This is a genomic window from Streptomyces colwelliae (genome assembly GCF_048158785.1).
In the GTDB taxonomy this organism is placed as follows: Bacteria; Actinomycetota; Actinomycetes; order Streptomycetales; family Streptomycetaceae; genus Streptomyces.
Genome location: NZ_JBLTJC010000510.1, coordinates 1 through 6,199 on the forward strand (window position 1 = coordinate 1; position 6,199 = coordinate 6,199).

4 protein-coding genes and 1 pseudogene are annotated in these 6,199 nt (G+C 73.2%); 4 read left to right on the top strand and 1 reads right to left on the bottom strand.

Annotation, left to right across the window (positions count from 1 at the left end):
• Positions 1 to 814 (top strand): annotated as a pseudogene (locus ACNFOC_RS49290) (primosomal protein N' family DNA-binding protein); the annotation flags it as partial.
• A 33-nt stretch (positions 815 to 847) separates the two neighbouring features.
• On the opposite strand, the gene ACNFOC_RS49295 reads toward ACNFOC_RS49290, so the two are convergent.
• On the bottom strand, positions 848 to 1,723 hold the full coding sequence (locus ACNFOC_RS49295) for an ATP-grasp domain-containing protein (protein ID WP_416965523.1): 876 nt from the start codon (positions 1,721 to 1,723) through the stop codon (positions 848 to 850).
• A gap of 137 nt (positions 1,724 to 1,860) precedes the next feature.
• On the opposite strand from ACNFOC_RS49295, the gene ACNFOC_RS49300 reads away from it, so the two are divergent.
• The 3 genes from ACNFOC_RS49300 to ACNFOC_RS49310 are packed head-to-tail and all read left to right on the top strand — an operon-like array spanning position 1,861 to position 5,956.
• Entirely contained in the window at positions 1,861 to 2,919 is a 1,059-nt protein-coding gene (locus ACNFOC_RS49300) for a MerR family transcriptional regulator (protein ID WP_416965526.1), read from the top strand.
• 60 nt (positions 2,920 to 2,979) lie between these two features.
• Positions 2,980 to 4,443, top strand: coding sequence for an acyl-CoA synthetase (locus tag ACNFOC_RS49305; protein ID WP_416965524.1), 1,464 nt, complete (start codon positions 2,980 to 2,982; stop codon positions 4,441 to 4,443).
• Positions 4,436 to 5,956, top strand: coding sequence for a carboxyl transferase domain-containing protein (locus tag ACNFOC_RS49310; protein WP_416965525.1), 1,521 nt, complete (start codon positions 4,436 to 4,438; stop codon positions 5,954 to 5,956). The genes ACNFOC_RS49305 and ACNFOC_RS49310 overlap by 8 nt, the downstream gene beginning before the upstream one ends.
• Positions 5,957 to 6,199 lie beyond the last annotated feature (243 nt).

The following is a 6,199-nucleotide window of genomic DNA, read 5'->3' on the forward strand; positions in this document are numbered from 1 at the left end:
GTTCCTTGTCGAGCGACTGGCCGAGTCCGACTACTCCGGGCCGCTTGCCGCACTTGCTCAGGTCGTGTCACCCGAGCCTGTGCTGAGTGAAGAGTTGTTGGGGCTGGCGCGGGCTGTTGCCGATCGGTATGCCGGGAGCCTTGCCGATGTGCTCCAGCTTGCCGTGCCGCCGCGCAGTGCTCGGGCCGAGCAGAAGCCGTCGCCCGCGCCGTTGCCGCCGCCTGCGGTGCCCGCGGCGGGGTCCTGGGCGCGGTACGAGCGGGGGGCCGGGTTCCTGGAGGCGCTGGCCTCGGGGGGTGCGCCGCGCGCGGTGTGGAACGCGCTGCCGGGACCCGAGTGGAGCGAGGAGATCGCGCGGGCCGTCGCCGCGACGCTCGCCTCGGGGCGCGGGGCGCTCGTCGTCGTACCGGACGGGCGGGCCGCCGGGCGGGTCGATGCCGCGTTGACGGCGCTGCTGGGTGAGGGGCGGCATGCGCTGCTCACCGCCGATGCCGGGCCCGAGAAGCGGTATCGGCAGTGGCTCGCCGTACGGCGGGGGTCCGTGCGCGCGGTCGTCGGGACGCGGGCCGCGATGTTCGCGCCCGTTCAGGATCTGGGGCTTGTCGCGATCTGGGACGACGGGGACGGCAGTCACAGCGAGCCGCACGCGCCGCAGCCGCATGCGCGGGACGTGCTGTTGTTGCGGGCCGCGCTGGACAAGTGCGGTTTCCTGCTGGGGAGTTGGAGTTGCACCGTGGAGGCGGCGCAGCTTGTGGAGAGCGGGTGGGCGCGGCCGTTGGTCGCGCGCGGGGCGTACGCCACCGGTGCGCGGCCGAGTTCACCTGGGGCCTGCTCCAGAGAACGGCGGTCAGCGACTAGCGGCCCCCAGAATCGCCTCGACCACCGCGGCCAGCGACGACTCCGGATGCAGATCGAGGAAGAGGTTCGGCTCGACGAGTTCCAGCTCCATCACACACGGCTCCCCGTCCGGCCCGTCGACGAGATCCACGCGCGCGTACAGCAGCTCCGGCGCGTCCGGTACGGCGGCCAACGCCCGCTCGGCGACGGAGAGTTCGGCCTCGGTCGCGGTCCACGGCTCCAGGTCCGGGTGGGACACCTTGTCGTCGTCGTACGCCGTACCCCGCGCCAGCACGGCCCCCTTCCGCGAGGCGTGCACGAACCGCCCCCCGAAGAACAGCAGCGCCCGCTCCCCGCTGACATCCACGTTCGTCAGATACGGCTGCACCATCGCGGTGAGCCCCTCCGCGTGCATGCGCTCCAGCTGCCGTACGGCCGTCTCGTGCTCGTCGGACGTGTAGCGGGCGGCGAAGCGCGCGCCCGCGCCGGAGGTCGGCTTGACGACGTACTCGAGGTCGTCGGGGAGGTCGGCCGGGTCGCCGGGGGCGAGATAGCGGGTCGGTACGACGGGCACGCCGGCCGCCGCGAGGTCGCCGAGGTACCGCTTGTCGGTGTTCCACCGCACGACCTGCACCGGGTTCGCGAGCCGCGTCACCTTCGCGGTCCGCTCGGCCCACGCCATGAACTCGGCCGGCCGCCAGCTGTAGTCCCAGGTGGAACGGATGAGCACGAGGTCGTACGCGCTCCAGTCGGTCCCGGCGTCGTCCCAGGGCACCCCGACGGCCTCGGCCCCGGCCGCCCGCAAGGCCTCCACCAGCACCGGAAGGTCACGGTCCTTGCTGGGCTGGGGCGCGGGGTCGTAGGTGGCGAGCGCGATACGGGGCACGGGGTCTCCATCCGGGTACGGACTGTGGACAGATCCGCAGGTTAACCGCCTCCCCCGCAACCGGGGCAACCGGATTGACCTTCCCCTTCGGTGAAGCCCCAGCATCGGTGACGGAACCGGAAGAGGTCGAGGCGCACATGGGCGGTACGGGGAACATGCTGACGATCGGGGCCTTCGCGCGGGCGTGCAGGCTGTCGCCGAAGGCGTTGCGGCTGTACGACGAGCTGGAGCTGCTGCGGCCGGCGCGCGTGGATCCCGACAACGGATACCGGTACTACGCGGTGGAGCAGCTGGAGCGGGCGCGGCTGGTCGCGTGGCTGCGGCGGCTGGGCATGCCGCTGGCCGGGATCCGTGCGGTGTGCGCCCTCGAACCGGCCGCCGCCGCCCGCGAGATCCGTGCCTTCTGGGCAGGGGTCGAGGCGGACACGGCGGCGCGGCGGGACCTCGCCGGGTTCCTCGTCGACCATCTCGCGGCCGTGCCGGCCGTACCGGGAAAGGACACCACCATGCTGGAACTGCGTTACTCCGCCCACTCGGACCGCGGTCTGGTCCGCCCCTCCAACCAGGACACCGCGTACGCGGGCACCCGGCTGCTGGCCGTGGCCGACGGGTTCGGCCCGGCGGGCGCGCCCGCGAGCGGCGCGGCGGTGGAGGCGCTGCGTTTCCTGGACACCGAGGAGATGCCGGCGGGCAATGTGCTCAACCTGCTGGAGGAGGCGGTACGGGGCGCCACCGACGCGGTCCGTGACGTGGCCGATCCCGCCGAGAACGGCACGACCCTGACCGCGCTGCTGTGGACGGGCTCGAAGCTGGCCCTCGTGCACATCGGGGACTCGCGCGCGTATCTGCTGCGCGACGGCGGGCTCTTCCGGATCACCCACGACCACTCGGTCGTCCAGTCGCTGATCGACGAGGGCCGGCTGACACCGGAGGAGGCCGGCTCGCACCCTCAACGCGCCATGCTCCTCAAGGCGTTGACGACCGGCGCGCCCGACCTGAAACTCCACGACGCCCGCCGCGGCGACCGCTACCTCCTGTGCTCGGACGGCCTGACCGCGGTCGTCCCGGAGCACCGGATCCGCGAACTCCTCACCTCGCACCCGGCCCCGGACGAGGCGGTACGGTCCCTGGTCGACGCGGCGAACGAGGCCGGGGGTCCGGACAACGTCAGCTGTGTGGTGGCGGACGTGGTGTAGGAACGGGGGTGTCCCCGACGTCTGGGGACCGTTGCCCCCGACGACCAAGGAGTGCGCCGCGTGTCCACCCTCTTCCCGGCCCTGACGAACCCGGGCGAACAGCTTGCTCTCAGGTTCGGTGACCGGTCCCTGACGTACGCGGAGCTGGGCGCGGCGGCGGACGCCCTGGCGGTCCGGTGCCCTCGACCGGGCACCGGCCGGGTCGCGGTCTGGGCGACCCCGACCCTGGAGACGGCCGTCGCCGTGATCGCCGTACTGCGGGCGGGAGTGGCGGCCGTCCCCCTCAACCCGAAGTCGGGCGAGAAGGAACTCGGCCACATCCTCTCCGACAGCGCCCCGACCCTGATCCTGGCCGCACCGGGCGACGAACTCCCTTCCGCGCTACGGCACTTGGAGCGCGTCGACGTCGACGTACGCGCGGTGGGGACGGCCGCCGACGTCCAGGTGTCCGACGTCCAGGTGTCCGACGAGGACCCCGCGCTCGTCGTCTACACCTCCGGCACCACCGGCCCGCCCAAGGGCGCCGTCATCCCGCGCCGGGCGATCGCCGCGACGCTGGACGCGCTCGCCGACGCCTGGCAGTGGACCGGCGACGACGTCCTCGTGCACGGGCTGCCGCTGTTCCATGTGCACGGCCTGGTGCTGGGCATCCTGGGCCCGCTGCGGCGCGGCGGCTCGGTGCGGCACCTCGGCAGGTTCAGCACCGAGGGCGTGGCACGGGAGTTGAACGACGGCGCGACCATGGTGTTCGGCGTCCCGACGATGTACCACCGTATCGCCGAGACCCTCCCCGACGACCCCGGACTGGTCAAGTCCCTCGGCCGGGCACGCCTGTTGGTCTCCGGCTCGGCCGCCCTGCCGGTCCACGACCACGAACGCATCACGTCGGCGACCGGCCGCCGCGTGATCGAGCGCTACGGCATGACGGAGACCCTGATGAACACCAGCGTCCGGGCGGACGGCGAGCCGCGCGCCGGAACGGTGGGTGTCCCGCTGCCCGGTGTGGAGTTGCGGCTGGTCGAGGAGGACGGCACGCCTCTCCCCGGGTACGACGGCGAGAGCGTGGGCGAGATCCAGGTGCGCGGCCCGAACCTCTTCACCGAGTACCTCAACCGGCCCGACGCGACGGCGGCCGCCTTCACCGCCGACGGCTGGTTCCGCACCGGCGACATGGCCGTACGCGACCCCGACGGCTACGTCAGGATCGTCGGCCGCAAGGCCACCGACCTGATCAAGAGCGGGGGTTACAAGATCGGCGCGGGCGAGATCGAGAACGCGCTCCTCGAACACCCCGGGGTGCGCGAGGCCGCCGTCACCGGCGAACCGGACCCCGACCTCGGCGAACGCGTCGTGGCCTGGATCGTCCCGACGGACCCCCAATCCCCGCCGGAGCTGGACGAGTTGGCCGACCATGTGGCGAGCCGCCTCGCCCCGCACAAGCGCCCCCGCGTCGTCCACCACATCTCCGCGCTCCCCCGCAACGACATGGGGAAGATCCTGAAGCGGGCCCTGACCCGTGACTGAACGCCTGTCCGCGCGCGAGACCCTCGCCCTCGTCACGGACGCCTCCACCTTCACCGAACTCCCGTACCCGGCAAGGGAGTCCGGGCCCGACGGCCCCCTCGCCTGGCAGGGCTACGACGCCTCGCGCGCCCGCGCCGCCGACCGCACCGGTGAGACGGAGTCGGTGATCTGCGGCACGGCGACGGTGTCGGGCACCCGGGCGGTGCTGATCGCCTTCGAGTTCGGCTTCCTCGGCGGCTCGCTCGGCGAACGCACCGGGGACCGTCTTGAGGCGGCGTACACATACGCCCGTGAACACCGGCTGCCGGTCGTGCCGTTGATCGCCACCGGTGGCAGCCGGATGCAGGAGGGCATGATCGCCCTCACCCAACTCCAGCGCGTGGCACGCCAGTCGGCGCTCACGCGGGAGGCCGGCCTGCCGCAGCTCGCGGTACTGCGCGACCCCACCACAGGCGGCGGCTGGGCCACGCTCGGCGCGGGCGCCGATGTGATCCTGGCGCTGCCCGCCGCCCAGGTCGGCTTCGCGGGCTCCCGCGTACGACCACCGGACGCGGACCCGACGGCGTACACGGCAGAGGCCCAGGTGACAGCCGGCGCGGCCGACGCGGTCGTACACCCGGAGGACCTGAAGGAAACCCTGGGGAGATGGCTACGGCTGCTGACCACACCGTGGGCAGGCCAGGCACCGGTGCCCGCGGCGCTCGCCCGGTCACCTCAGCACGCGCCGGCCGACCCAGCGTCAACCGGGCGGGACACGGAGCAGGACTCCGGACCGGCCGGACACACGGAGGCCGACCTTCCGGCGACCGGGCGGGACGCGGACCAGGACTCCGGACCGACCCGGCACACCGAAGCCCGCCCACCTGCGCCCGGGCAAGAGGCCGTGCAGCGTGTCGCGGCCGGGTTTCCGGCCACCGGCTGGGAGGCCGTGCAGCGTGCCCGGTCACCCCGACGCCCGCGCGCCGAACGCTACTTGGACACCTACTTCACCCACCGGCTGGCGATCAGCGGCGACCGTTGCGGCGGCACCGACGCGGGCATGGTGTGCGGATTCGGCGAGCGCGAGGGCCGTACGATCGCCTACGCCGCACAGACCGGGACGGCGACCCGCCCCGCCGGTTACCGCACCGCCGCCCGGCTGATCCGCCTCGCGGACCGGCTCGGCATCCCCGTCCTGACACTGGTGGACACCCCGGGCGCGGCGAACGACGCCGAGGCGGAACGGCAGGGCGCGGGCGCCGCGATCGCCGACCTGTTCGGCGCGGTGGCGTCCGCCCGCACCCCGCTCACCACGTTGCTGATCGGCGAGGGCGGCTCCGGCGGCGCACTGGCACTGGCCGCGCCGGGCAACACCTGGGCCACACCGGACAGTTACTTCTCGGTGATCGCCCCGGAGCTGGCCGCCGCGATCCTGAAACGGCCGCCGGAGGAGACGGAGGCTACGGCGGACCAACTCCACATCCGCCCACAGGACTTGGCGGAGTTGGGTGTGATCCGGACGCAATCCGCGTAAGCGACGGCGCCGTCTCCCCTTCCGAGGAGGCGGCGCCCCGCCCGGCACGGTCGGCTTCCCGCCGACACGGCGTCACTAAGACGCCCCCCTCTGCCCCTTACTTATTCTTTAACTCGGGCGACCGGGTCGCCGGAGCCGACGTTGCCGACCCAGGCCGGGCCGTCGTTGGTGAACCGGATGGCGGTGGTGACGGTGTCGCCGGCCGCGCCGCTCACCTCGGTGCCGTGCGCGGCGAAGTCGGCG